Annotated in this window: 18 protein-coding genes and 1 riboswitch; of the genes, 7 read left to right on the plus strand and 11 right to left on the minus strand. The window is 39.5% G+C overall.

Translation table 11 applies throughout. The features are described from left to right. Positions 1–96 precede the first annotated feature (96 nt). Entirely contained in the window at positions 97–1,239 is a 1,143-nt protein-coding gene (locus tag R2S10_RS03665) for an adenylate/guanylate cyclase domain-containing protein (RefSeq protein WP_316839086.1), read from the plus strand. Here R2S10_RS03665 and R2S10_RS03670 read toward each other — a convergent pair. The 3 genes from R2S10_RS03670 to R2S10_RS03680 all read right to left on the minus strand — a co-directional run bounded on the left by R2S10_RS03670 (position 1,236) and on the right by R2S10_RS03680 (position 5,613). Continuing rightward, positions 1,236–3,905, minus strand: a complete 2,670-nt coding sequence (locus tag R2S10_RS03670) for an outer membrane beta-barrel protein (protein WP_316839087.1) — start codon at positions 3,903–3,905, stop codon at positions 1,236–1,238. The genes R2S10_RS03665 and R2S10_RS03670 overlap by 4 nt on opposite strands. A 65-nt stretch (positions 3,906–3,970) precedes the next feature. Beyond that, complete coding sequence (locus R2S10_RS03675; protein WP_316839088.1) at positions 3,971–4,945, minus strand: FecR family protein; 975 nt, start codon at positions 4,943–4,945, stop codon at positions 3,971–3,973. An 86-nt stretch (positions 4,946–5,031) separates the two neighbouring features. Next, entirely contained in the window at positions 5,032–5,613 is a 582-nt protein-coding gene (locus R2S10_RS03680; RefSeq protein ID WP_316839089.1) for an RNA polymerase sigma-70 factor, read from the minus strand. Positions 5,614–5,959: 346 nt separating this feature from the next. Between R2S10_RS03680 and R2S10_RS03685 the strand changes: the two genes are divergently transcribed. The 3 genes from R2S10_RS03685 to R2S10_RS03695 all read left to right on the plus strand — a co-directional run bounded on the left by R2S10_RS03685 (position 5,960) and on the right by R2S10_RS03695 (position 8,841). Further along, a complete protein-coding gene (locus R2S10_RS03685) occupies positions 5,960–6,808 on the plus strand; it encodes a DUF6266 family protein (protein ID WP_316839090.1) in 849 nt (282 codons plus the stop codon). Between the two features lie 32 nt (positions 6,809–6,840). After that, positions 6,841–7,527, plus strand: a complete 687-nt coding sequence (locus R2S10_RS03690; RefSeq protein ID WP_316839091.1) for a DUF6624 domain-containing protein — start codon at positions 6,841–6,843, stop codon at positions 7,525–7,527. 771 nt (positions 7,528–8,298) lie between these two features. Further along, positions 8,299–8,841: an ORF6N domain-containing protein gene (locus tag R2S10_RS03695; protein WP_316839092.1), complete on the plus strand. Its 543-nt coding sequence runs from the start codon at positions 8,299–8,301 to the stop codon at positions 8,839–8,841. Here the strand turns inward: R2S10_RS03695 and R2S10_RS03700 are convergent. Further along, complete coding sequence (locus R2S10_RS03700) at positions 8,828–9,388, minus strand: GNAT family N-acetyltransferase (RefSeq protein ID WP_316839093.1); 561 nt, start codon at positions 9,386–9,388, stop codon at positions 8,828–8,830. The two genes, R2S10_RS03695 and R2S10_RS03700, sit on opposite strands and share 14 nt — an antisense overlap. 101 nt (positions 9,389–9,489) lie before the next feature. On the opposite strand from R2S10_RS03700, the gene R2S10_RS03705 reads away from it, so the two are divergent. Next, entirely contained in the window at positions 9,490–10,896 is a 1,407-nt protein-coding gene (locus R2S10_RS03705) for a PLP-dependent aminotransferase family protein (protein WP_316839094.1), read from the plus strand. A 3-nt stretch (positions 10,897–10,899) separates the two neighbouring features. Here the strand turns inward: R2S10_RS03705 and R2S10_RS03710 are convergent, their stop codons facing one another. From R2S10_RS03710 to R2S10_RS03725, 4 genes are all read right to left on the minus strand, one after another. Next, the gene (locus tag R2S10_RS03710; protein WP_410478950.1) at positions 10,900–13,425 is read right to left on the minus strand and encodes a heavy metal translocating P-type ATPase; all 2,526 of its coding nucleotides are present in this window, start codon (positions 13,423–13,425) and stop codon (positions 10,900–10,902) included. Positions 13,426–13,666: 241 nt separating this feature from the next. Further along, positions 13,667–14,974, minus strand: coding sequence for a DUF5074 domain-containing protein (locus tag R2S10_RS03715; protein ID WP_316839096.1), 1,308 nt, complete (start codon positions 14,972–14,974; stop codon positions 13,667–13,669). A 90-nt stretch (positions 14,975–15,064) separates the two neighbouring features. Continuing rightward, positions 15,065–15,256, minus strand: a riboswitch (cobalamin riboswitch). A 459-nt stretch (positions 15,257–15,715) separates the two neighbouring features. Continuing rightward, positions 15,716–16,801: a DUF5700 domain-containing putative Zn-dependent protease gene (locus R2S10_RS03720; protein ID WP_316839097.1), complete on the minus strand. Its 1,086-nt coding sequence runs from the start codon at positions 16,799–16,801 to the stop codon at positions 15,716–15,718. A gap of 123 nt (positions 16,802–16,924) precedes the next feature. Further along, entirely contained in the window at positions 16,925–19,348 is a 2,424-nt protein-coding gene (locus tag R2S10_RS03725) for a family 20 glycosylhydrolase (protein WP_316839098.1), read from the minus strand. A gap of 608 nt (positions 19,349–19,956) precedes the next feature. On the opposite strand from R2S10_RS03725, the gene R2S10_RS03730 reads away from it, so the two are divergent. Next, on the plus strand, positions 19,957–20,337 hold the full coding sequence (locus tag R2S10_RS03730) for an iron chaperone (protein WP_316839099.1): 381 nt from the start codon (positions 19,957–19,959) through the stop codon (positions 20,335–20,337). A gap of 7 nt (positions 20,338–20,344) precedes the next feature. Here R2S10_RS03730 and R2S10_RS03735 read toward each other — a convergent pair whose 3' ends face one another. Both R2S10_RS03735 and R2S10_RS03740 read right to left on the minus strand, forming a co-directional pair. After that, positions 20,345–21,250, minus strand: coding sequence for an AraC family transcriptional regulator (locus R2S10_RS03735; protein ID WP_316839100.1), 906 nt, complete (start codon positions 21,248–21,250; stop codon positions 20,345–20,347). A gap of 141 nt (positions 21,251–21,391) precedes the next feature. Then, on the minus strand, positions 21,392–23,716 hold the full coding sequence (locus tag R2S10_RS03740) for a glycosyl hydrolase family 95 catalytic domain-containing protein (protein WP_316839101.1): 2,325 nt from the start codon (positions 23,714–23,716) through the stop codon (positions 21,392–21,394). 164 nt (positions 23,717–23,880) lie between these two features. On the opposite strand from R2S10_RS03740, the gene R2S10_RS03745 reads away from it, so the two are divergent. Beyond that, positions 23,881–24,957, plus strand: a complete 1,077-nt coding sequence (locus R2S10_RS03745) for an aminotransferase class V-fold PLP-dependent enzyme (RefSeq protein WP_316839102.1) — start codon at positions 23,881–23,883, stop codon at positions 24,955–24,957. 161 nt (positions 24,958–25,118) lie between these two features. Here R2S10_RS03745 and R2S10_RS03750 read toward each other — a convergent pair whose 3' ends face one another. Continuing rightward, a complete protein-coding gene (locus R2S10_RS03750; protein WP_316839103.1) occupies positions 25,119–25,391 on the minus strand; it encodes a hypothetical protein in 273 nt (90 codons plus the stop codon). Between the last annotated feature and the right edge of the window lie 13 nt (positions 25,392–25,404).

Here is a 25,404-nt window from a genome sequence, read left to right on the forward strand (position 1 = left end):
GTAAATATACCTGCTGAGATTATATTATCTTGCATACGTTTTTATTTACCCTGGTGAATTCCTAGAAAAATTCACCTTAACTAAGCGCTGTATAAGATGTCCAAAAAATGGGATTACACAAGTTCTGCACGAAAATTCACAGCTAAGTTCCCAGTCCTGAGTTATCTGGGAATACAAATCAACTTCTGGATTATTGCTAATGTTTTTCTGTGTGTACTCATGCACTTACAATCACTATCATTCAGCGAAACATATCAAGTTAATCCACCCGGCGAATTTGGCAGAACCTTAGGATTGGCGGTATTCTTTGGATTCCTCTATGGTGTTATCCTTGGCTTAACCGACCAGTATCTGGATAAGAATCTTCAGGAAAAACAGTCCATGGGCAGGATAATACTAATCAAATCCATCATCTCCCTCGCATTAATTGTGTTGCTGCTCGTTTCGATCAGGTATGCTTTCTTTAATTTATTAGTAACCACTACAATGCCCAATTTGAGTGTAAATGATAAATCATGGAGCTACATTTTTTATATTATGGTGATCTTCTATTTGATGATGACACTCATCATTAGCTTTATCAACCAGGTGAACAGAAAATATGGACCAGGTGTATTGGTACCCATGTTGCTTGGCAAGTATAAAAGCCCAAAAGAAGAGGAACGGATTTTCATGTTCATGGACTTGAAATCCTCCACCGCTATCGCAGAAAAGCTGGGGCATATCAAATATAGTTCTTTTATCAGGGATAGTTTCTTAGATATCAACAAGATTCTCTTTTCCTTTAATGCAGATGTTTACCAATATGTAGGGGATGAAATTGTGGTTACCTGGAGGATAGCTGATGGCCTGAGAAACCTGTCCTGTATTCGATTCTTCTTTGGCTGTGAAAAGAAATTTCAAGACAACGCCAACTATTACCTCTCTAACTATGGGGTTCTACCTCATTTCAAAGCAGGCCTACACATGGGGAAAGTTACGGCTGTAGAGATTGGCGATATCAAAAGAGATATCGCTTATCATGGCGACACTTTGAATACCGCGGCAAGAATTCAAAGCGTTTGTAATGACTACCATAAAAAATTCCTTATTTCAGAATATGCACTGAACTCTTTAGACCTACATCATCAACTTAAAACGGAAGCTATAGGCATGATTTTGCTAAGAGGTAAATCAGTAAAAGTGGGAATTCTTAGTGTAGAAGGAATTGAATCTGATGCGTTCAACAAAATCAGTTAATTTGACAAGTCATCGTTTTTGATTCCGCGTTTATTCTTCTTGATCTCCTCCTTCAACTTACCAAATCGGTAGTTTAGACTAATGGTAAATCGCCTATGATACAGCTGATAATTGTTCTCCTGTAGGAAATTCGGGCCTTTAGTTTCCTCACGAACTAGTCGAAATTTTGTAAAAGGATTACTTATCACCCCTGAAAGAGCTAATTTATTTTGAATTAGATCCCTGTTCACACTAAACGTAGATGCCGTAAACCCATTTGTTTTCCCCAAGGGCAACATTATCCCCCCTGCTTTTAGTGTCATATCTGCATTTACACGCCATCCCTTTTCAAAACGATATCCTGTGGAAACATACACATAAGCTTCAAAACTTGAGTTCTTAACTTCAACCTTATCTACCATCCCATAAAAGGCAACATACCTGAAATCACTGTTAAAAATAGCATTCCAACGGTCGCTGATAGGATAACTCAGATAGATGTTCGTTTTCAACACACTCCCTTTTCCATAATTCTCATAACGGGTAAAAGTGACATTGGTAGCAGGATTATAAGAGGAAAAGGCATTTATGACACTATTAAAATAAAGGTAGCCCAAATTTATACTGATGATACCCTTAGTAGATTTCAAATAGTTGATTTGAAAAGCATTTGAAGTGATCGGTTTCAGATCAGGATTTCCACTCGCTTCAAAGTTCGGATTGGAACGATCTACAAAAGGGTTTAGCTGTGCAATTGCTGGACGCTGGATCCTTTTAGAAAAGGTAATACTCACACTGCTGCGGTCTTTAAATCGTCTATTGGCAACAATTGCTGGCACCACATTCAAATATTTCTGTTGTATATCTGCAGTTCCCCCTGTATAATCTCCATTAATAAGTGTTTCTTCCGCTCTTAGTCCTGCTTTGAATTGCCAATCCGCTGTCTGGTAGGAATAACTGTTATAGGCTGCAAGCACATCCTGACTATTATTGAAGATATTAGACCGCAGTTCATCCACCTCATATTCTGCATTAAGCGGATTTAAATTTCTGTATTGAAAATCACTCTTATTTGTTCTGAAAATCCCTTTTAAGCCTACTTCCATCATTACCTTTCCAAGCGGTTGTACATAATCTGCCTGTAGCGTATGCTCATCCATGCTGGCTAAATTCGACTGCCGATAATCCGGCTGATCGTAGTTGAGCAGATCAAAGAGGCGGATCCGGTTAAACAATGAATTCGTATTTTTCATGTAACGGTAGGAAATCGTCAAAAGTTGATCCTTATTCGCTTTAAAACCCAATTGATAATTAATTGCAGCATCCAAACCATCTCCTTTACTTCCTTTATCATTAGAAAGACGATATTGCTGGACATTTGCTCCTGTCAATACTGAATACTGCGTAGCCAAGCCACTGGTATTGGTCTTACTCCAATTGAGCTGTACAGAAAGGAGGTTTAGCGAATCCAGTTCATAACTGGTTTCCAGACCGGCGTAACTTGTATGGCTATTGGTAAGATCCGTATTTTGTTGTTCTAGCAAGGTTGGACTACTTCCAGAAGTAGTCCTGATCGTTTCAGCATTGGTTTCCGGAACATTATTCCTACTGATCCCTGCAAAAGTCGACAAGCCAAATTTCCCTTCCTTAAAGGTAAAACCAACACCAGTTCCTGGCCCACCTACAGGTCCCTTTTCGGTGACATTAATCGTTCCGTGATAACCATTCGCTATTTCCTTATTGGTAATGATATTGATGATTCCAGCAAGTCCTTCCGCATCATATTTAGAGGGTGGCGTGGTGATCACCTCAATACTTTTGATCGTAGAAGCTGGTATGCTCCGCAACACATCTTTAGGATTTCTTTCTATCATAGCTGATGGCTTTCCGTTAATGAAAATACGGTATCCCGAACTGCCTTTCAGCAAGACATTCTCCTGACCATCCACTGAAAGGTAGGGTACTTTTCGCATCATGTCCAGCAGACTGCTAAACTTACTTTGCGGATCACTTTCCAGGTTATAAATGATACGATCTGCTTCCTGACTGATCAATGGCCTGCTGCTGATAATACTGACATTATTTAACTGTCTGGCAGAGGCTTGAAGAACAGCATCTGGCAACTGCATCACTGCCACATCCATTACCGTGACTTTTTGCGTTAAACTATCCGTTTCAATAGAAGAAATTTTGAGCAGATAATCCCCTTTTTCATAAACGATTAGACTGAACCTCCCATCCATATCAGCCAAGGCGGTAGAAATGATCTTTTGATCGCTTGGTTTAATGATCCGAAGCGTAGCGAATGCCACAGGCTTAAGGTCTTGTCCCATCACCCTACCCTTTATGGTATGTGTGCTTTGCATTTGACGCTTTTCTAACAAAATATTATTATCCATCTGGCGAAAAGAAAAATCAGTATTTTTCAACAATTCCGTCAATGTTTTTTCTATCGTTCTTGTACGCTGCACTAAATTCAAACCGATGATACTCTTAACATCAGCTTTCCGATAATAAAACCGAAAAGTGCTTTGCGCCTCTATCTTTTTTATACCTGATAATAAACTCTCATCTTCGAGCTTTAAGGTTACTTTAACATTATCCATCCCCTGTCCGCTTACCGACACAGACATCAGCATTTGAAAAGTGAAGAACAATAATAAAGATATGATGAAACTTATACGCATCAGCCAGATGATAAATTGTTTGTTTAATATTGTTGCTTTGTTAATATTTATTCGCAATTATTTTGTTAAGGACAACCTCGACCGTCAATAATGATGCTCCCATCAGCTTTGGTTTGCCATGTTGCGTTATTAAAGGCACAAATCACCTTTAAGACCTTTTCCAGTTGGTCTCCATCTAAAGCAGCACCAGTAAATCTGCAATTTTTCAATTGATCATTGCTAAAGGTAATTCTGACTTTATAACGCTGTTGAAGTTGTGTTACAGCCTCTGCAAAGGTGATGTCATCAAATAACAAATCAGTATCCTGCCAGGCAATGACTGCTTTTGCATCCACCATTTTTTCAGTAGCACTTCTGTCTGATAAATTGACGCTCAACTGCTGATTCCGGCTAAGTACACTTAAAAGCTTACCCCCATCCTCTACCTTCACCTTACCCCGGGTTACCGTCACCTCAAGTGTCTGGTTGTTTTCCTTGATATTAAAAGCAGTCCCAAGTACTGTGGTCAGTACCTTGCCAGTATGGATCAAAAAAGGTTTATTTTCATCATGATGAACATCAAAATAAGCTTCACCACTAAGATATACCGATCTTTCTTTGCCATTAAAATTTTTGGAATACCTAAGTTCTGAGCCTTCATTTAACCAAACCTGAGTACCGTCTGGTAAGGTAATTTGTTTCTTTTGATGGGTCTTAGTTGCTATTGTACTGTGTTCTGAGGACAAAATTCCATGTTGTAATTGCGGCCAGTTAAGGTAAACACTCAAGGAAATTAACATTATGGCTGCTGCACCTGCTATTTTATACCATAAGTAATTCTGGGCCTTCATCTTTATCGGTTCATTCGTATGAATGGAATTCTGAATACTGACAAACACATTGGTAAGCCATTGATCTTTACTTAAAGGGTCCAAGCTTCCCCATTCAGAATCTATGTTATTTTGCGCTTCCAGCCATTGTTCAACAAAGTGGTTTTCTGCGACAGAAGTTTCTTTTTTCAGGTAACGATCCAATAAATCTTCAATATGAGCTTTGTTCATTTTAACGGAATTTGACAATAGCCGTTTGAACCCTCCTTTGGTACTATAAGAAAATGAAATATATTTTCAGGAACCTTGTATGCGGATTACTGGCACCAAATGAACAATGCATAAACAGACAGATAAGTTAGCGATTGACGTAAATGTTTAAGCGCAAATGTCAACTGGTTCTTAACGGTTTGCTCTGAAAGCTGCAACCTGGCTGCGATTTCGGAAATAGTCAGATTTTCTTCCCTACTTAAATGATAAATTTCTCTTACCCGCGGAGAGAGCTTTTGCAGCGCATATTCCACGCTTTGTTTGATCTCTTTTACAGCGATTTGCTTTTCCACTTCTGATTCCTGGCTAACCTTTAAGCTCATGACCATTCCCGCATAATCTTCGCGGGTGATATTCTTCCTGATCTTGTCAACAATGCGATACCGGATTAATGTAAATAGATAGCCTTCCAGGTTTCGATCTATGTTCAGGCTTTGTCTTTCTTCCCATAATTTCACAAAAACATCATGAATGACATCCCGAGAGTCTTCCAAACTGTAGAGTTTGGAACTGGCAAATCCGGTTAGTTTTTCTGCATAACGCCGATAAATTTCTGTAAAAGCAGCCTGATCATCTTCTTTGAGAAGATTTACCAATTGGAGGTCGCTTAGAGATGGATATAGGATCATTTCTTTTTAGAGTAGAAGCTAAGGCCTAAGTTACAAGATGTTTTTCGTTAAAATCAAGCCCCTCCAGCATTGGTCCCACCAATGTGAGTCAGAAACCTTTTGATCTGCCTTCTAGATGCTTTCTATATGACGCTTATTTCTATTAAACTCTTCTTCATCACCTATTAATGGTTGATTGATCCTTAATAGGTCTAAATGACCTTTTAAGCACTATTTAGGGATGACCAGACTATGGATTTAATATCTAGATATTTTGAGCTCATATCGAACTCATCTATAGCGAATGTCGAAGCAATTAACTACCTTACCATTCACAACACACTGCTTACCAATTAATAACAACACTATGGGAAGTTTACAAAACGGATTATTTGGTGGATTTAATGGCCGGGTAGGCAATCTAGTAGGCTATATACTGAACGGCAAAAACGTGATCAGAACGATCGGACACTCTGGGAAGCCCCTTAGCCCTGCCCGAAAGATCAATTGCGATCGCATGAAGATTGTGAACGATTTTTTACACCCAGTTACCCCTTTCATCAAACTGGGTTTTAAGCTCAAAGTACTTGGAACAGACCGAAACTACTATAATGAAGCAGTTTCTTACAATAAAAAACACGCGATAACCGGCGTGTATCCTAATGCTGAAATGGATTATTCCAAAGCCATGCTGAGCATGGGGACGCTGTTAAAAGCTGAAAACCCGCAAATCCAGCTCATAGGGACAGCAATTGAATTTACCTGGGACGTTCCAGATGACCTTCCATGGGAAAACAGAAAAGATCGGGCCATGTTGCAAATTTGTTTCCCGGGTAATACTCAACAAACCCATTGCCTCAGTGCATCCCACAGAGAAGATGGGAAACATACCCTCCAAATTGACCCAAGCCTTGTCAATGCAAGAATAGAAGCCTATATTTCCTTCATCAAGGCAGATGGTTCAGCGATATCAGACAGTGTACATGCGGGAAGTATTGCTAAAAAGGAGAAGGTAGCTGAACCTGAAATAGAAAAACAGGATTTAATCGAAAAAGAAACGACCAGCGCTCATAAAACGCTAAAAGCGCTGAAAAAACCAGCGGTAAATATTCAATTAACCCTTGCCACAAATACCAGAATTGCTGCGCAACATTCTCATTTTTTATGGCAGAATTCCTCCAATCTTAAGCTGAATTACACCCTATTTCCAACCTAGATTTGATCATATTTTCATTATCTTCATAAAATATGAAAAGATCATTATTCTTCATGGGATTGGTAATTGTAAACCTGAATTGCTTTGCTCAAAAACAAATAAACATAGAATTAAAGCAAAAACTGGATACCATTTTACGAACGGACCAAGGCATCAGAGAATTTGTCAGTTCAACAACAACAGTGGGAAGAAAAGATACACTAGCAAAATTCTTAAACTATCCAAGGCAATTACTAGATACGAATGCCTGGGTGGTGATGCGGACTATTGACTCCCTTAACCTTATAAAGGTAGAAGAGATCATTTCAAAATACGGCTATCCGGGGAAAACCCTGGTGGGAGAACCTGCAAATATGACCGTCTTTTTTGTCGTGCAGCACTCTGGTAAAATCCCGGTGTACTACCCTATTATCGCTCAGGCAGCTAAGGATAAGGAACTACCATTTAGGTATGCCGGTATGATGCTAGATAGAAAGCTTGCCGATGAAAAGAAAGAACAGGTTTATGGCACACAAGTCTATAGGAGTAGCATAAAGAATCCAAAAACTGGTAAAAAAGAGCTTTTCGCCTATGTTGTACCCATAAAGGATCCAAAAAACGTAAATACCAGACGTAAAGAAGCTGGTTTTGACTCCACTGTTGAAGAGAATGCATTGAGGTTAGGTGTAGTCTATAAAGCATACACACTAAAAGAAATAGAGGAAATTCTTAATAGATAAACTGAAATTATGATTTCTATTTTTCGGAACTACACCCTTTGAAATTCCAAAAATCAAGACGAAACAGACAGGTATGGAGCTTATCACAAATTGTGATAAGCTAGCTTCAGTAGGCAATAGCCCCACATTTCTCTGTTTATTTTGGTCTATCTAGTCTATATTTCATTACCAGTCCACAAAAACACCCTTCAACAACTGGCTTCTTATTCCATTTTGCTGATTCAGAGGTATTGAACAGCTCCTTAACGTAGCTTTCTTAGCGTTAAATTCAATTAAGCATCAATGAAATTTTGAAGAATGGAGCTTATCACAAATTGTGATAAGCTAGCCTGAGAGGGCAAAAAACCGCCTTTTCAAACCTTATTTAATAAGAATTAATCAAAAAAACAGAACAATTCCGTAAACAAAAGCTATGAATTTATTATGGTTAATAATGGCCGCAATTCGAGTGGATCTTTGGCCTGGCTTTCTTTTGAATAGTTTTAAAACACTAAAGATTCCAGAAAACTTCCTAAAAAAAGAAAAAGGAGCTTATCACAAATTGTGATAAGCTAGTCTCAGAGGGCAAAAAAGCAGTATTTTATTGATTTTAAACACCAATAATGGTGTTGATAGTCTTTAATCAGCTCAATTTCTAAAATAGAAACGGCATCCGAATGAAACAAAAAAAGAAATATTAATCATAAAAAGTCACATTTAATTAAATTAATTTGATACTTTTTTTATTTATTAAATAAATACTTTATATATTGACAGAACTAAAATCATACCATGAGCAAATCAATAAACAACATTCTTGTTCCTGATCAGACTGTTCTGGAAAAAATATACCATATCAGGAATCAAAAGGTGATGCTAGACAGCGATCTGGCAATTCTTTACCAGGTGGAAACACGTGTACTCAAACAGTCTGTCAAGCGTAACATTGATCGATTCCCTGAAGATTTTATGTTCCAATTAACAAAACAGGAATGGCAAGAACTCATAACCATCTGTGATAACCTATCTGATAAGGCCAAATTTAGCCCTTCCATGCCTTTTGCATTTACGGAGCAAGGCGTGGCTATGCTCTCCAGCGTACTTAATAGTGAAAGAGCAATTCATGTTAATATTGCGATTATCCGAATTTTTGCAAAATTAAGACTGATGATTTCCGATAACACGCAAATGCGGCTCGAGATACAAAAAATCAAGAATACATTAAATACACAAGATAAAAATATGAAAACTATATTTCATTGTCTGGATCAATTACTGGAAGAACAAGAACAACCTCAGCCGGAAAGGCAACAGATAGGATTTAATCTCCCCTAAAATCCCATGCAACAATGTTCCACTGTTCTATTCCGTCATGATAGGTCCCTATTACCTGGAAGCCCATTTTTTGATGCGCCTTCAATGACCTTAAATTGCGCAGGGAAATTTCAGTAACACAAGCTTCATAGTCAGTTGGCACCTGATTTTTTGTTTCACGATATAATCTGCTTAATAAACCATGGCCTCTAAAGTCTTTATCCACACATACCTGCCCTCCTACCAGGTACCGAACATTTTTCAATGGTTTATTGTTGAAAGTACAGGTTTCAAAAGCTGTAAACATAGGCGAGATGGAAGGCAATACTTCTTTCATCGTAGCGGTCATGGCTAAATTATAGCCAACTACTCTACCATGATGCATGGCCACGATTTGTGGTAATTCTATCGCCATGGTTTGCAAAATTTCTATGGTATGCTCCGCAAATACAAATCCTTGCTTTTCCTGATCTTCCTTACTGATCAAAGTGTATAAATTTTGGCGTTGAAGTTCCAGGATCTGTTCAAAATCCTGGGCTGTTGAAGCAATCTTAAATGTAAATTCCATAATTATTAAATAGGTATTCAAATTTATTAGCTTTGAGAATACCAGAACAGATACAGTTTTAACAACATGAAGCATAACAGTTAATAGAAATCAGGGCTTAAATGGAAAAAAGTACATTTTTATATGAGAAAATTGCGGAGGATTTAAGGAGTCAAATTTTAAACGGCCTGCTTTTAGCCAATGAAAAATTGCCTTCAATCAGAAATATATGCAGCAAGTATAAAGTCAGTATGAGTACTGCCTTGAAAGCCTATTATGATTTGGAAAGTGAAGGTTTGATTCATACTAAACCTCAGTCAGGTTATTATGTAAACCCAATCAGAAAATTACCGGCACTGCCGAATGTGAGCGTTCCATCAATCGATATGGGAAATGAAGATCCATCTATTTTGGTGAGTAAAGTATACAACGAAGTCAATTCGAATCATGTGATGCTTTCTTTGGGGGTGCCTGCAAAAGATTTTCTCCCCCTTCATAAGTTAAATAAAATAGTATGCAGCAAGGTTTGGCAATTGGATGATCATGGTTCTGGTTATGAAAACCTAACAGGGAGCGCCAATCTACGTCGGCAAATAGCGAGAATGTCTTATGATTGGGGAGGTCAGCTTACAGAAGATCAGATCTTACCTACCTCAGGCTGTACGGCTGCGATGGCCCATTGTTTAATGGCTTTAACAGAAAAAGGGGATACAATAGCCCTGGAAAGCCCGGTCTATTTTGGTGTGCTACAATTGGCCAGATCATTGGGATTAAATATCCTCGAGTTACCCACCCATCCTCAAACAGGAATAGAATTGGAGGCTTTGAAAAAGTCCTTACTGAAAAACAAGGTAAAATTATGCCTGTTAATCAGCAATTTCAGCAATCCCATGGGAGGCACCATGCCTCTTGAACATAAAAAAGAAGTGGTTCGTTTAATGGAACATTACCACATTCCTTTGATAGAAAATGACATGTATGGTGATTTGTATTTTGGCAATAGCAGACCTGTCAACTGCAAAGCTTTTGATGAAAGTGGTTTAGTATTGCTATGTAGTTCGGTATCTAAAACGCTGGCACCGGGTTATCGCGTGGGTTGGCTCAGTCCGGGGAAGTTTGCAGATAAGATCAACCGGGTCAAGTTTGCTCATGCGATCTCCTCAACATCCCTTACACAGGAGGCTGTTGCCACCTTTTTAGAAAAGGGACGTTATGAAAACCATTTAAAGACCTTAAGAAAAACCTTGCAGCATAATAGTCTTCGCTATATGGAGGCTATCGACCAATATTTTCCGGATCACGTTAAGGTGAGCAGACCTGAAGGTGGTTTTATGCTTTGGATTGAGCTTGCAAAAAATGTAAACACCGCAGATTTATACGATAAGGCGATAAAACTTAAAGTAAGTATTGCACCTGGACGGATGTTTACATTTCAAAATCAGTTTAACAATTGCATGAGGTTAAGCTATGGATTACCATGGAATGAAAGTACGCATCAAGCGATAAAGACCATAGGCGCCTTATTATAAATCTTATTCTATTTTAGCGCTTCTAAGTCTTAATGAGTTTAAAATCACTGAAACAGAACTGAAACTCATGGCTAATGCGGCAATCATCGGAGAAAGTAAGATTCCAAATGTGGGATACAAAAGACCTGCTGCCACCGGAATCCCTAATACATTATATCCCAACGCAAAAAATAGGTTTCCTTTGATATTCCCCATTACTTTATGGCTCAGTAATCGCGCTTTTGCAATCCCATTCAGATCACCTTTTACCAGAGTAATTGCGGCACTTTCAATGGCCACATCTGTTCCGGTACCCATGGCAATGCCAATATCTGCTTGTGACAATGCCGGAGCATCATTAATCCCATCACCAGCCATCGCCACCATTTTACCCGCAGCTTGTAGTTTCTTTATTTCATTCAATTTATCTTCCGGAAGCATTTGAGCTTTGAAACCATCAAGATTTAAGCTTTCACTTACCGCCTTTGCAGTATCATAATTATCACCAGTAAACATGATGACTTGCAAGCCCTCTTTCTGAAGCTTAGAAATCGCCCCTGCACTGGATGCTTTAATTTTATCAGAGATGACTACATATCCAACCGCAAGCTTACCGACAGACAAATAGGAAACCGTTTTCCCCAGTTTTTGTGCAGCTTTCACTTGCTCGGCCAGTTCAGGCTTAATTTCTGCTTTTACATGCTCCATTAATTTTTGATTGCCCAGAGCCAGTTCTTCTTCCGCGAGTTTACCAATCACTCCTTTACCCGTTACCGCTTCAAAATCCGAAATTGGTTGTTTGTGTACATTTTTTTCTTCTCCGTAACGTAGTGTGGCTTGTGCTAAGGGATGCTCACTGCTACTGTTCAGGGCCACTATTCGTTCCAGTATTGCAGTTTCAGTAAAAGCAGGATCTACACTTACTACTGCTTCAACAGAAGGTTTTCCTTCCGTTACTGTCCCCGTTTTGTCGATGATCACCACCTCAATTTTATTCATTTTCTCGAGAGATTCTGCGTTCTTAATGAGGATGCCAGACTGGGCACCTTTTCCTACACCCACCATCACCGACATAGGCGTAGCCAGGCCAAGCGCACATGGACAGGCGATAATAAGTACAGCAATCGCATTGACAAAGGCATATACGTAGGATGGTTCAGGGCCATATATTGCCCATACTACAAATGTTGCAATGGCAATTAAAACCACTACAGGCACGAAATATCCTGAGATCTTATCTGCCATTTTTTGAATAGGTGCTTTAGAACGACTGGCAGAATTCACCATTTCAATGATCTGTGCCAATAGCGTTTCTGAACCCACCTTTTCAGCAATCATCACAAAGGTTTTATTGCCATTGATCGTACCAGAGCTTACTTTATCACCTGGTTTCTTCTCAACAGGTACAGGCTCGCCGGTAATCATGGATTCGTCAATGGTAACTTCCCCAGTTTTTATACTACCATCTACGGGTATCTTCTCCCCTGGCTTTACCCTAAGTAAATCTCCTTTTTGGATGTCATCTATGGAAACAGTCAGCTCTTTCTCTCCATCAATCTTTGTGGCCGTATTGGGTGCTAATTTCAGGAGTTCTTTGATGGCACTATTGGTTTTTCCATGTGCTCGGGCTTCTAATAATTGGCCGAGTAGCACTAGTGTTAGAATCACTGTTGCCGCTTCAAAGTATACGTAAACTGTTCCGTGATGCGTTTTGAACTGATCAGGAAAGAGATCTGGAAATAGCATCGCAATTATACTAAAGCCCCAGGCTACCCCTGCTCCGATACCAATCAATGTAAACATATTCAGATTCCAGGTAATGATAGACCTCCATGCACGCTCAAAGAACATCCAGGTTGCATAAAACACCACTGGTAAAGAAAAAGCAAACTGAACCCAATTCCAATATTTCAGGTCCATCAATTTGAACAAAGGATTGTTCGGGACCATTTCGGTCATGGCAATGATAAAGATTGGAATCGTGAAAACTGCAGCGATTTTAAACTTACGCAACAGGTCTTCATAAGTATGATCTTCTGCTTCATCATCGATTCCTATTGGTACAAGATCCATCCCACAGATTGGACAGGCACCTGGCTTATCCTTGATGATTTCCGGGTGCATCGGACAGCTGAATTGCGTTGTTTTTTTTAGGACAGGTTGTTTTAAAAGATCCATCCCACATACCGGACAGTTCCCCGGTTGGTCATAGGTTTTATCTCCTTCGCAATGCATCGGACAATAATAGACTCCTCCTTTTTCATGATGATGCTGAACCATTGATTCCTCATGAGCATGAGCATGTTGTTGCGGTTTATGCTGCGCTCCATTGTGTTCCTCATGCACTTTCATTGCGATTGTATAATTTCCCACAGCCGACAATATTTCCTGCATTTTTTCAGTCGAGAGGTGTTTATCCATCGTAATCACAGCTTCAGCAGGGTCTAAAGTGACTGTCGCAGAAATCCCATCGATTCCATTTAGGGCATTTTCCACTTTTGTACGACAACCCTGACAGGTCATTCCGGTTATTCTGTAAGTATGTTTCATCATATTGCTCGGGATTATATCCTTTCAATCTTATGGCCAAATCAACCCAACTGAAAGTATTCATATCAGTAACATCAAGAATTCCTTTATAGTTTAAGGATAAACAAACCTAGGGGAAAGCTGCCTATTAAATTTATATAATTCGGGGCTTTTTTTACATATAACTAGCATTATCCTGATTAACACCAAAGCCTCAGCTGTTGACTGAGGCTTTGGTGTTAAGAAAAACATAGCTTATCGATTACTGTGGGAATATCATATCAGTGATCTGATATCCGGCTTTTTTAACTTCCTTTTTAAGTTTTCCGGTTTTATCATAGATGTAAAGGTTGCTGAATGGTTCGCCTCCAGAAAATATCTCTGGACTATCAGCAATGTAAAGCTCCCCATTTTTAGGATTAACTTTCCAGCAGGTCGCAAATATGATCCCTGCATCCGCATGGTTTACAAATTCTTCGGCTTTTTTGGTCATGGTATTGAATCTGCAAATCACGCCTCTAGAAGTTTCCTGCCAATATAAATATTCATCTTTTCCACCTGAGGTGAGTACTCCATTGGCTGGTACTTTAAAATTTACCGCCAACTCCACAGAGTCGATTCCTTTGTTGCTTTTATCCAGCTTCACAAATTTAGCCTTATTGGTCGCACTGCCTTGAACGCCTAACCAATAGCTATTGTCTGAAGCTTTAACTACTCCTGATACATTTTCTTTATAGGTATTTAAGACAACCACTTTACCGGCTTCTATTTTGATCAGCTGTTTTCCTGCTCCGGTCACAATTGCCTGATTAACGGTATTGATCGGAATCAGTGTTACCTCTTTACTCCCTTCCAGGATTGTTGAACTGATGGTTTTATTTGTTAAATCTACTGGATAGAGGCCGGATTTCCTGCGGTTGGTCACATTTACATAACCGGTTTTCCCATCTGTAGTTGCAAAATAAGTGACGTTACTGGCGCCGGACTGATTGACTACATAGTTTAACTTCAGTGTTTGTGCATCAACCACGGTCAGGAAATTTGGTCCGGTCGAAGAGCTGATGTAATATTGGTTATTAAACTGATAAAGGTTATTTGCTTCCGGTGATAATGATGCTCCAGGGTTAACTCTTGAAAAGATGTTCATTTGGATGGTTCCATCCTCATCCATGTGGGATAAGCCAGCGTTACCTAGTCCGGTTTCATCGGTGTAACTCAACAATAAAACACCATCTCCATAGGGTCCGAGTACCCTCAGTCGGTAATTCAAGGAGGTTTTACCTTTACTGTTTTCTACATTAAACTCGATGTTATAAAGTCCGGGTTCTGTTTTTTTAAAGGTGTACGTTGCGGTATTCGCTACTTCCTTTCCATTTTCCAACCATTGAAATCGATTGGTTTCCCCGCTGATCTTTGGGGCCAAGGTTAGCTCCTTATCTATCTTCAGGGTAATCAGACTGTCGCTGGCAGTCTGGTAGCTTAATTTGGCGATTTCTGTTTGGTCTTTTTTGCAGGATACGGCAAGTATTCCTAAGCAAAACATGGCTACTATAGTTTGTTTTATTTTCATCTTCTGCAGTTTAAACCACAGCAAACGGAATTATTAAAAATGGTTATACACGAAAGGTATCCTCATTCTAGCTTCAATCCCCGAAAGCTATGAATCATAAATGCTAAAGGCAGGTCTTCTGACTTACTCCCCTAAGTACGGTCTTCCCATTTATTTTTAAACAGTGACCTTTTGAATGTACCTCGGTTAAGGAGCTTACAGCTGCGGGACAGTTCTGGATTTACACCAGATTCCCTTTTAATTCCGGGTGTGAGTCCGGAAACCAAAAGCGCCGCAAAGATATAAATCTATGTGAATATCCAGTGACTTGGTTATCATATTGACTAAAACAACCCTGAAACCTACCTAAAAGCATGTGCATATACTCACTATTTTTAATTAAGATAAAAATTTAACTATCTTTGACAAAAGATTAACATATGAATATCGCTCCAATCCTCTTTTTTTTAATTACTATCAGTTATTTGATCTATGGTATTGTTAAAACTATTAAAAACAAAAACCTTAGCCTCTTACATAAGATAGCTTGGATCGCGGTTATCATATACCTCCCAGTAATTGGAGCATCAGCCTATTTAAGAACAACATTTATCCCCAGACCTTAAATTGTCGGATATCATTAAAAGATATCGAGTAAGTTATTGGTTAATGTTACCAGAAGCCAGGAGTTAGTCACCGATCTGCTGGATAAGATTAAAGATGGACTAAGTAAGTATGATGATTAATAGCAATTTAAACAAGCTACTTCCAGTATTTAGCTTCTAAAACTTTAGAGAAGGCAATTGCCTGATCAGAGAAAACAGGTGGATGCTGTTTGTCTTTTTTTGCAGCCTTGTTATAGAGTGTAATAAAGCAAAATGGATTCTGCACATTTTCGATCAATTCTTTACGGTAGCCATTACGTACAATAATATCAGCCATATAATAACCTGGATTGTGACCGCTACTATAATTAAACAAGTTGCGGTAGTCTTTTACGGTTTTAAATTTCAGTCCTTTTGACTCCGCTAATGTTTGCATAGAGGAATCTAATTGCATCACAATACTATCTGGTTTATTGAGTAATAAATCGTCAAAATGAAATTCATAAACAATATCCTTCGACTTATCAAATGAGTACTTTTTATCGATCATATCTGCACTTCCTTCATTTAACACCACCTGCAAAGCATATATAATTCCTTCTTCAGATGGGCTTGTGGCAACAATACTCCTAGGTTTACGCAATACGTGGTGAAGTTCATGAGCACCTAAGATTCCATTCTTCAATTTATCCTGATTGTAAACATTCCATAGGGTAAATACAATCGTTCCACGATGAACCAAGGCATCATTATCAATACCAATAATGAATATTTTTGTATCCGGACTTTTCTGATGTAAACGCTTCGGCAGCCACTGCCAACAGTATAAATACATATTGTCCAGATAAGTTGGTTCTTGTAATTTGGCAGCATAGGCTTTCAATTCCTTTTCATGGATTTTGTATTGGTTGATCTTATAGGCGAGCCAGTTGTTCAACTTATCATCCATCATCTTTTGTACACGAGCCTCATTTTTAGGATTATACACCATTTGTAAGGTCTTGCGGTAATTGTCCAGAAATACCTCAGAAAAACCCTGATTATCTATATACAACCGGTTTCCCTCCAATTCCAGGAAGCTTTTCCATGCTGCTCTGGATAAGGTATCCCCTTGCTTCAATCTGTCTGTAATTTTCCAGAAAGCGTTTAAGGAACTAAGGTCGACTTGCTGTGCTACAGCTGGCTTTTCTAAACAGAAAAACAACAGGAAAATTAGGGAGATGGTCTTTAGCGTATAATTCATATGCTTATAGACCGTTGGAGATCAGTTTTATTACAGTTCATCTCCAGCTTATTTATAACAGAAAGCGCCCAAATCATGATGACCTGGGCGCTTATCCATTATTTGATCTTAAAAACGGTTTATTTATTTCGAAACCGCTCCTTTATTTGCATAAATCTTATTGATTTCTTCATCAGAAAGGATTTTATTGAACACTTTCAAATCGTCGACAGCACCAATATATCCATTTTTCGAACTCCCAAGAGTCTGTAGTGGGAACACCAATGTTTCTACTTTTAACATATTCGCTTTAGTATCCGGGAATAAGATCTCCTTGCCCATCATCTTTTCCTGAAGTTTTCCATTGATGTACAATGAAGTTCCTTTATGATTTCCTGTGATCACTACCTGTGTCCACTCGTTGATTGGCAACTTGTAATTAAACTCATAATCCATTCCTTCTCTGGAGAAGCCTAGCTTTTGAGATTTTGTAGAAGATTTAACGACGCCATTTTCTGAGCTAAATAAGATCTTTTCTCCTACAGATTTAGGATCTGGTTTTAGCCAAACAGCAATCGTATATCCATAGCCAATCTCTTTAAGTGGAAGCTGAACAAAGCTATTTTCCGCAGATAGTACTAAGGAATTTCCAGTTTGTCCTTTGGCAAAACCAACATTGTGTTTAACTGCGGCAGCTCTTTTATAGCTGGATTGATCTTTGATATTTGAGCTATCAAAAGTATAGTTCATCACCAATGAATCCTTGCCCAGCACATAACCAGCTACATTTACACCTGGACCTTCTTTAACATCCTTTCCTTTAACCAGGAAATCTTTAAAAGGAATACTGTCTGTTGCTGCCCACATCTTTTGAGACAACACCTGTAAAGCAGGGAACACACGGTCGTGAACATCCTTCTCAGTGATCCCGTTTCCACCCGGCGACTTATCATTCCACACGGCAAACATCCCTCCTATAATTGAAGGATCTCCGGCCTGGAAAGTCACATTACCAATGTTTTTCGGCTCCCATTTCCTATAAATATTCTTTAAATTCAGGTAGTCATAGTAATAACCTGCTGCTGGAACGATATACAACCAACCATCAGGAGTACTAATTTGATTGTACCCTAATCTTTTCATTTCTTTTGGCTCGCCATAGCCATTATACCAGGAGTTCATGGTTACTCCTTTAGACACCACAGGCGTTGTACCTTTTGCATGGGTTAAAGCACCCCAAACACGGGCTTCTTTACCAAATCCCTGTACATATTTGATAAAGTAATCTGTGAAATACCTGAATTTCTCAGCTTCTGCTTTCGAGTATTCGTCAGTACCAATGTGGACTACCTTACCTTTAAACACCGGGTTTGGCCCTCCCAGGTATTCTTTGAAGATATTACTTACAATCTCATAGGTTTTTGGGTGATAAAGATCCAGGTGATCAGGACCATATTTCTTACTGCCGATTTCCGGAAGAATTCTGGTGATCGCTAATGAGTGTGCAGGCACATCAATTTCCGGAATAATATCTACGCCATAAATAGCCGCCATATCCTGCAACTCCATAAACTCTTTCTTCGTATAATGACCGTCTTTAGCCGTCAGCGTAGGGTAAGTGGTACTTTCTAAACGGAAAGCAGCAGGCACATCATCCCAGTTATTCTTGAAATAGATAGGAAAACCATTGTCATTTAAATGGATATGAAATTCAGACATTTTATAGTAGGACATCATTTTCACATATTCTCTCAGGAAATCTATGGTAAAGAATTTTCTACCAACGTCCAGTACCAATCCTCTTACGGCGTACTTTGGATAATCGCGACTTTCTCCTTTTACGATGCTGTGATTTATAGGATCCTGTTCCAGCAATTGCAACAGTGTTCTTGTTCCCCAGATCGCTCCTTTCTTGTGTAAGGCCTTAATTTGAAGGTAATCTCCGATAATCAATTCGTATCCTTCTTCTGCCAATCCTTTATCTGCAGATTTCAGTGAAAGCAAGATATCACCCGCTACAGGTTTCCCTGAACTGCTGATTTCTAAAGAAATATTCATGGCCTTAAGATCCTTTTGCAATAAATTGGCGATCCCTTGTAAAGCAGCATCTTTCTCTGCCAGCACAATCCTGCTTTTCTTTTTCAATTGAAAATTACCAGTTGCACCATGCCACTCTCTTAAAGCAGGAATCACAAATGGTTTAGCGTTTACAGACTTACTCTGGTCATTAAATTGCCCTGGTACTTGTATTTTAAGCGTCTGCATGTCCATCATCAGCTTGTCACTTTCACGTTGTAGCTGATAAAACAAAGAAACTTCTACATTTTGCAGGGGACTAAAGACCTTGCCATCCGCATTGATTACAGTTAATCTATCAGTACCTTTTAAAAGGGCAGAAAAGCCTTTTGGCACTTTCAGACCAGGAATAGCAGGATCTCCGTTTTTTAACAGACCAGAAAAGGCGACTTGTTTTCCAATTTCTCCAAACAGCAGACTATCGCTCTGTTGGGCAAATACCTGTCCCCCGCATAAAAGGGCGCAGGAAACGATTGCGTATAATTTTTTCATATTCTTATTTTAGGTGTTCATTGATTGGCGTTTTTACACTCCGCTACAGCACTCGTACTTTAATTAGTTTAACACTTCTTAATGGTTCAGTACCCGATTGCTTACGCAATGCTAATGAAATTTCGGGCAGGAGAAAAGTAAATGACCCTGCTCAAATCACACAAACGTTTGCGCAAATTCAAAATACTATCATTTCTGAATTCGTCGGAAGACATCGCTGCAAGAAATGTCGCATTTACCCCCTAAATATGTCATATCATCACAGCTAACACTTTTTACGAGAAAGATATATTTGTATTAGCCTATGGTCTTAACTCAATTTTTGAAATACCTGCCTGACCCGCCATTGTTGGGAATTGATGCGTATTCTATCGAAAAGAAGGAATGGCTGATGCTGATCGTGTTTATAATCTGGGTCCTCAGTTATACTTACTTATTGATGAGCCTCCGTTTCCGGATCAGGCATTTCAGGAAAAAGATTAGCATAGCCATATTATTGATCAGCTCTCTTGGATTAATAATTGCTAGCATTTTGAATATCGATCCAATGTCTCCTCCTAAAATCAACAGCAGACAAATCAACCACAAATTATTAAAACCAACACCCTATGAAAGACACAGCAGATGCCCTTAAGCCTAAAACCATAACCGAGTACATTTCCAATTTCCCGGAAGAGGTACAGGTCATTTTGGAAGAACTAAGGGCTAGTATTAAGAAGGCTGCTCCGGAAGCTGAAGAGACCATTAATTATGCCATTCCAACATTTACCCTTAACGGCAACCTGGTTCATTTTGCGGCCTACAAAAACCATATTGGCTTTTACCCTGCCCCTTCCGGCATTGAGGCTTTTCAAAAGGAGTTATCGGGTTATGAGATGGCAAAAGGATCAGTCAGATTTCCAATAGACCAGCCAATCCCCCTGGCCCTGATCAACAAGATTGTGGCTTTTAGAAGAAAGGAAAATTTGGAGAAAAAGAAACGGAAATAGCAAAATGCTAAATGGAATTTCTGTTTTTATAGACCCGATTGGTCAATCTATATTGTTCGGGCGACATGCCCATTAGCTTTTTAAATAGTCGGGAGAAATAATATGGATCATCATAGCCAAGGTTCGAAGAGATCTCTTTAATTTTAAGACTAGAGCCATAGAGCATGGTGCAAGATTTTTGCACTTTCATCTGGATGAAATAGTCCATTGGAGAAGAACCTGTCGAATGCCTGAATAAACTAGAAAAATGAGAGGCAGACAATTGGTAGCGTCCGGCGAAATCCTCCACAATAAATCGTTCTTCCAGGTGTCCTTTCATAAAGACGATGGTTTCCCTGATCATATCTTTTTCCTCAGTTCCCGCAGCTTGTTGTGATGGATAAAGAAAGGTAGATAGAAAATGATAAAGGCACATATTTGCGTTATTCAGGTTATCCCTGCTATAGCCCATTTCAAGTGCATTGTACATTTCCTTCCATATTTGCAGCCCTTTTTCGTTGTAAGGAATGTCTTTCGGGCCATCATTTATAGAAATATTGAGTGTAGCATTGAAAGCATCCATATTGGCCCCGGAATAATGAACCCAGAATATCGTCCATGGTAACGCTTCATCTGCTCCATATTTCATGGCTTTTGTGGTGGCAGGAATCTGGAAAAACTGACCGGGTTCTACCTCATAACGTTTATCTTCGACCTCATACCAGCCTTTCCCCTGGAGACAATAAATCAGGATATTATCTTCACAACCTTTCCTACGTTCTCTAAAATGGTGAGAGGCCTTAGGGAAGTAACCGATATGCGTAATAAAAATCTGGCTTAACACATTTGAGGTTCCAACATTCTTGTAAATCATGCCTGGTAAGCTGATTAGTTTCTGCCCTTCAAATCCATCTCTTACCTTTATTTTTTTCATATCAGTAGCTTTGTTGAAACCTCTTTTCATTTTGAATCCGGGAAATTAAGTAATCCTATTAAATAATAACAGCCTATTCCATTGTTTTCAACGAAATAGGCTGCTATAGATGTCAATAAAAAAATGAAACGTTAGGAATGATTAAAAACTGGCATTCAGTTTTTGCCCTTTATTCAGGTTCAGTTCGTAAACATCACCGGTTTTGGTGATCCCTTTAACATTCCATTTCGGTGTTCTTCCACCAAAATTATCTTTAATGCGGAGCTTTCCAGATTTAGCTGCGGTAATGCTGAAACTTAGCGTCTGTTGATTTTTCCTTAGTGCAGATACGATAAACCCACCTTCAGCCCTTAGATTCGTAAAAGAAGCATCGGCCCATTTTTTAGGCATTGCTGGGAAAATACGGATCAGGCCAGTGTTTAAGGCGCCAGGCTGGGCACTCCAGCTTTGCATCAACATTTCATGGACTGCCTGTGAAGCCAGGAAATTTCCTTCTAAAGTAAATGGTCTATAAGTGAAGCCGGAGTAACCGCTTTTAGTCTGATCTCCGTTTACATGAAAACCATTACGTAATATGAAAGCCTTTACAAAAATATCCAGGTTTTTAACGGCCCCTTCTCCATCTCCTACTCTTGCTTTTAAGCAGCTCATCCAGGAGAAAGTATAGCCTACCCAGCTACGCGTACCTAATTTATCCCAATTGTTTAAACTGGCTTCAATCATTTGATCATCGGCTTTGCCGGATTCTTTGTTGATCAGGTTAAAGGGATAGATCCCGATGATGTTGGATAAGTGTCGGTGACTGCTCGTTAAATCATACTTCGCATCCAGCATCAGTGTTCCGTCTGCTTTGGTATGGAAGTCGCCAAGAGCCAATGCCGCATCTGCCCATTTCTTTGCCTCTGCAGTTTTACCCATTTCCGTTGCCATTTCATTTAAAGATAGAAACAGCATTTTCAGGCTCATCAAATCGTAATTACTATTTGGTTCCAACCAGGCTTTAGGACTATTATCGAAAATCTCAGGAGAAGAAGAAAGCGGCAATTTCAATAGGCCTTTGCTGTCCTTTTTCAATAGGCCTAACATACATTCTCCAACTTCCGAACTCCATGGATATGCTTTTTCTTTTAGGAAAGTATCATCGGCGGTATATAACCAATGTAAATAGAAAAGATGTGCGCTCCAGGCACTCATAGATGGCGACATACTATATTGGCCCCATCCGCCTAAAGGTTGTCCGGAGTAAGACATCACACCCGGGCAAGCCAGTCCAGGGGTACCATAAAAGTCCCTGGCAAAATCTCTAAAGAAATCACGACGTTCCCAAAGGAAATTCAGGTAGGAAGCCCCTTCATCATATCTGCCGGATTGCTGATACGCCATATAGGTCATCTGCGTATTCAAATCGTTGTGGTAATCACCTTTCCAAGGAGGTAAGGCACCATTATCTGCAGTCCAAACCCCTTGCAATGGCATAGGTGGCGCATTTAAGCGGGATGCTGCACCATAAAAATATTGCACCAGGTTGTATTGTTTCTGCACCGCTGTATCAGGGATACTCACACTTGATTTCTCCCAGAATTGCTTCCACCATTTTACATGGGGTGTAAGCATAGCCTGATAGCCTTTATTTAATGCTGCAGCACATCTTTGACGCGCCAAAGCCAACGGATCTTTTCCATCTACAGTAGAGGTAATCGTTAGGGCAATCAGTGTTTCTTTACCATTCTTTCTGGTATCGATATACACGCAATATTTAAGTCCATCGGCGGCTTCCTGAATGTACCATTCGGCAGTTGCCGACTTTCCTTTGATCGCATCAGGATAACCGAGTTTATTTACAGATCCTCCACTACTTGGTCCGGCATCTCCTTTGGTGTTTTTACGATATACATCCATCGGACTCATCAATTGTACCGCTTCCGCTGTTACTCCTTTGATAGAGAGCAATGCAACCGGATCATGGGCACTATAGAAAGTCTTCATCGTTGCTCCTGAGTTAAACCTGCTGATCCCTTCGGCAGTAGCTTCCAGCAATTCAAATTCCTTAACCTGCTCTCCTTCCGGGAATTTAAGCTCAATCCTACCTCCTGGCAGTTTAGTTGGGCTTACACCATTATAGGCCTCATCCCACCATGTGTTAACAGTATTAAACTCCTTTTTAGCAATCATATCTGCTCCCTTTTGGTAGGTGTATTTTTTCCACCATTCCTTTTCGCCATGGGTACGCTCATCCCATAAATCTCCTCTATCTAAAGACAGTCTGATGGTGTTTTTTTCTCCCCATAACAAACCGCCCATTAAGCCATTCCCTAAGGGCAATGCTTCATCCCAGGTACTAACAGGTGCTTTAAGCAACAAATTATAAGCTGGTTCGGGGAGTTTAGGTTGCTGAGCGCTGGCGGTTAAGCCTACGCAGATATTCAGGATAAGAAAACTGGTTTTAAAAAGTTTAGTTGTACACATGGTGGTTTGATCTCCGGTTCTAGGTTGGTTTTTGTGGCTAGCAATTGTGGTTAAGGGCCAAAGCTAGGCGCATCCAGCTAATCCATAAATAGATTAAGTTACTATTTTAATGGATTATCCTATGGATGATACCTTGAAATTAGGGTAATCTGTATATTCGTGTTATGAGTTTCATTGCACAGTTTCCCGTACTAGCGAATTGCAGTTACCTGAACACCGCCAGTTCAGGCATATTATCGACCTCCATTGTAGAATGGAGAAAATCACATGACGAAGATTTTATCCAGCGAGGCAGTAACTTCCGTTTACAACAGCGTGAATTTTTGCAGGATGTAAGGGAACATGTGGCCAGATTTTTCCATAGCAAGGTAGAAAACACCTTTCTTGTACAGAATTTATCCATTGCTTTTAACACCTTTCTTGATGGATTATCGCCTGATCATAAATTCTTATTGGTGGCCAGTGATTATCCTTCGATCAATTATCCGGTAGAGAGCAGAGGATTTAATTGCGACTATGCCCTGGCCGATGAGAACTTTGAACAGAACATACTCGCAAAAATTGAAAGCTTTAAGCCATCAGTATTGGCCCTTAGTTTGGTTCAATATGCCAGTGGGATCAAGATAGATCTTAATTTTCTCAAAAGATTAAAGGAAAACTATCCCGATCTGCTGATCGTTGGCGATGGCACTCAATTTTGTGGAACAACCGCTTTCAATTTTGAAGAATCAGGCTTAGATGTTCTCATGAGTAGCGGCTATAAATGGATGCTTTCTGGCTATGGCAATGGCTTTGCGCTCCTGAAAGATCAAGTTAGCCAACACTTGTACCAGGATCGGATCAATTGTCCACTACCTACAGAACCTTTCTTAAAGGATCGCTCTTTGTTATCGCTTTGTTTTGAACCCGGACATCTGGATACCTTAAACTTTGGCACCTTAAAGCAGTCCATTTTATTGATTGAATCCCTGGGTACTGATTTTATTGCCAACAGATTGGCTTCTATTGGAGAAATGGCAAAAAAAGCATTAACCGCACGTGGCCTACTTTCCAATGCTGTTGCAGCAAGGGATCAGCATTCCACAATTTTCAATATTCCTACAAATACCGAACTCAACCAACGATTACAGGAAGCCAACATCATCGTTTCTCCCCGTGGAGATGGTTTGAGGCTCTCCTTCTATTTTTACAATACGGTCGAAGATTTAGAAAAGCTATTGCGAATTCTTGATCAGAAATAATAGCATTTGTACTATCCTACCCGTAATTGGGTGGTTTTCTATTCATAAAAATGCCCCCAAATCGTGTCTGACTTTTTGGGGGCATTTCATATTTTACTGAAGGAATCCTGCTCTTTTGCGAAAAGCACTGTGTTTTATGGCTAGAAACAGCCTTCGTAAACCTAAGGTTTTAAGTATTTAAAGACCAACATTCCGATTCCAACTGCAGCCCATATCAGTCCCCAATATTGCAAACGCAGAAAATAAAGATCATGGATGCTTTTCTTGTTTAACCAGATCCCTAGAAAAAACGTAATAGGTGCTGCGGCTAAAACGCTATAAATGAATATTTCATAGCTGGCATTCCCTTTTACTCCGAAAAAATAAATTCCAGTCAGAATCGTGATCGTTGGAATCAACAGGGCAAGAAAGCCCCATCCTCTATATATTAACATTTGAATAAATTAA

The organism is Pedobacter gandavensis (assembly GCF_032678745.1).
GTDB lineage: Bacteria > Bacteroidota > Bacteroidia > Sphingobacteriales > Sphingobacteriaceae > Pedobacter > Pedobacter gandavensis_C.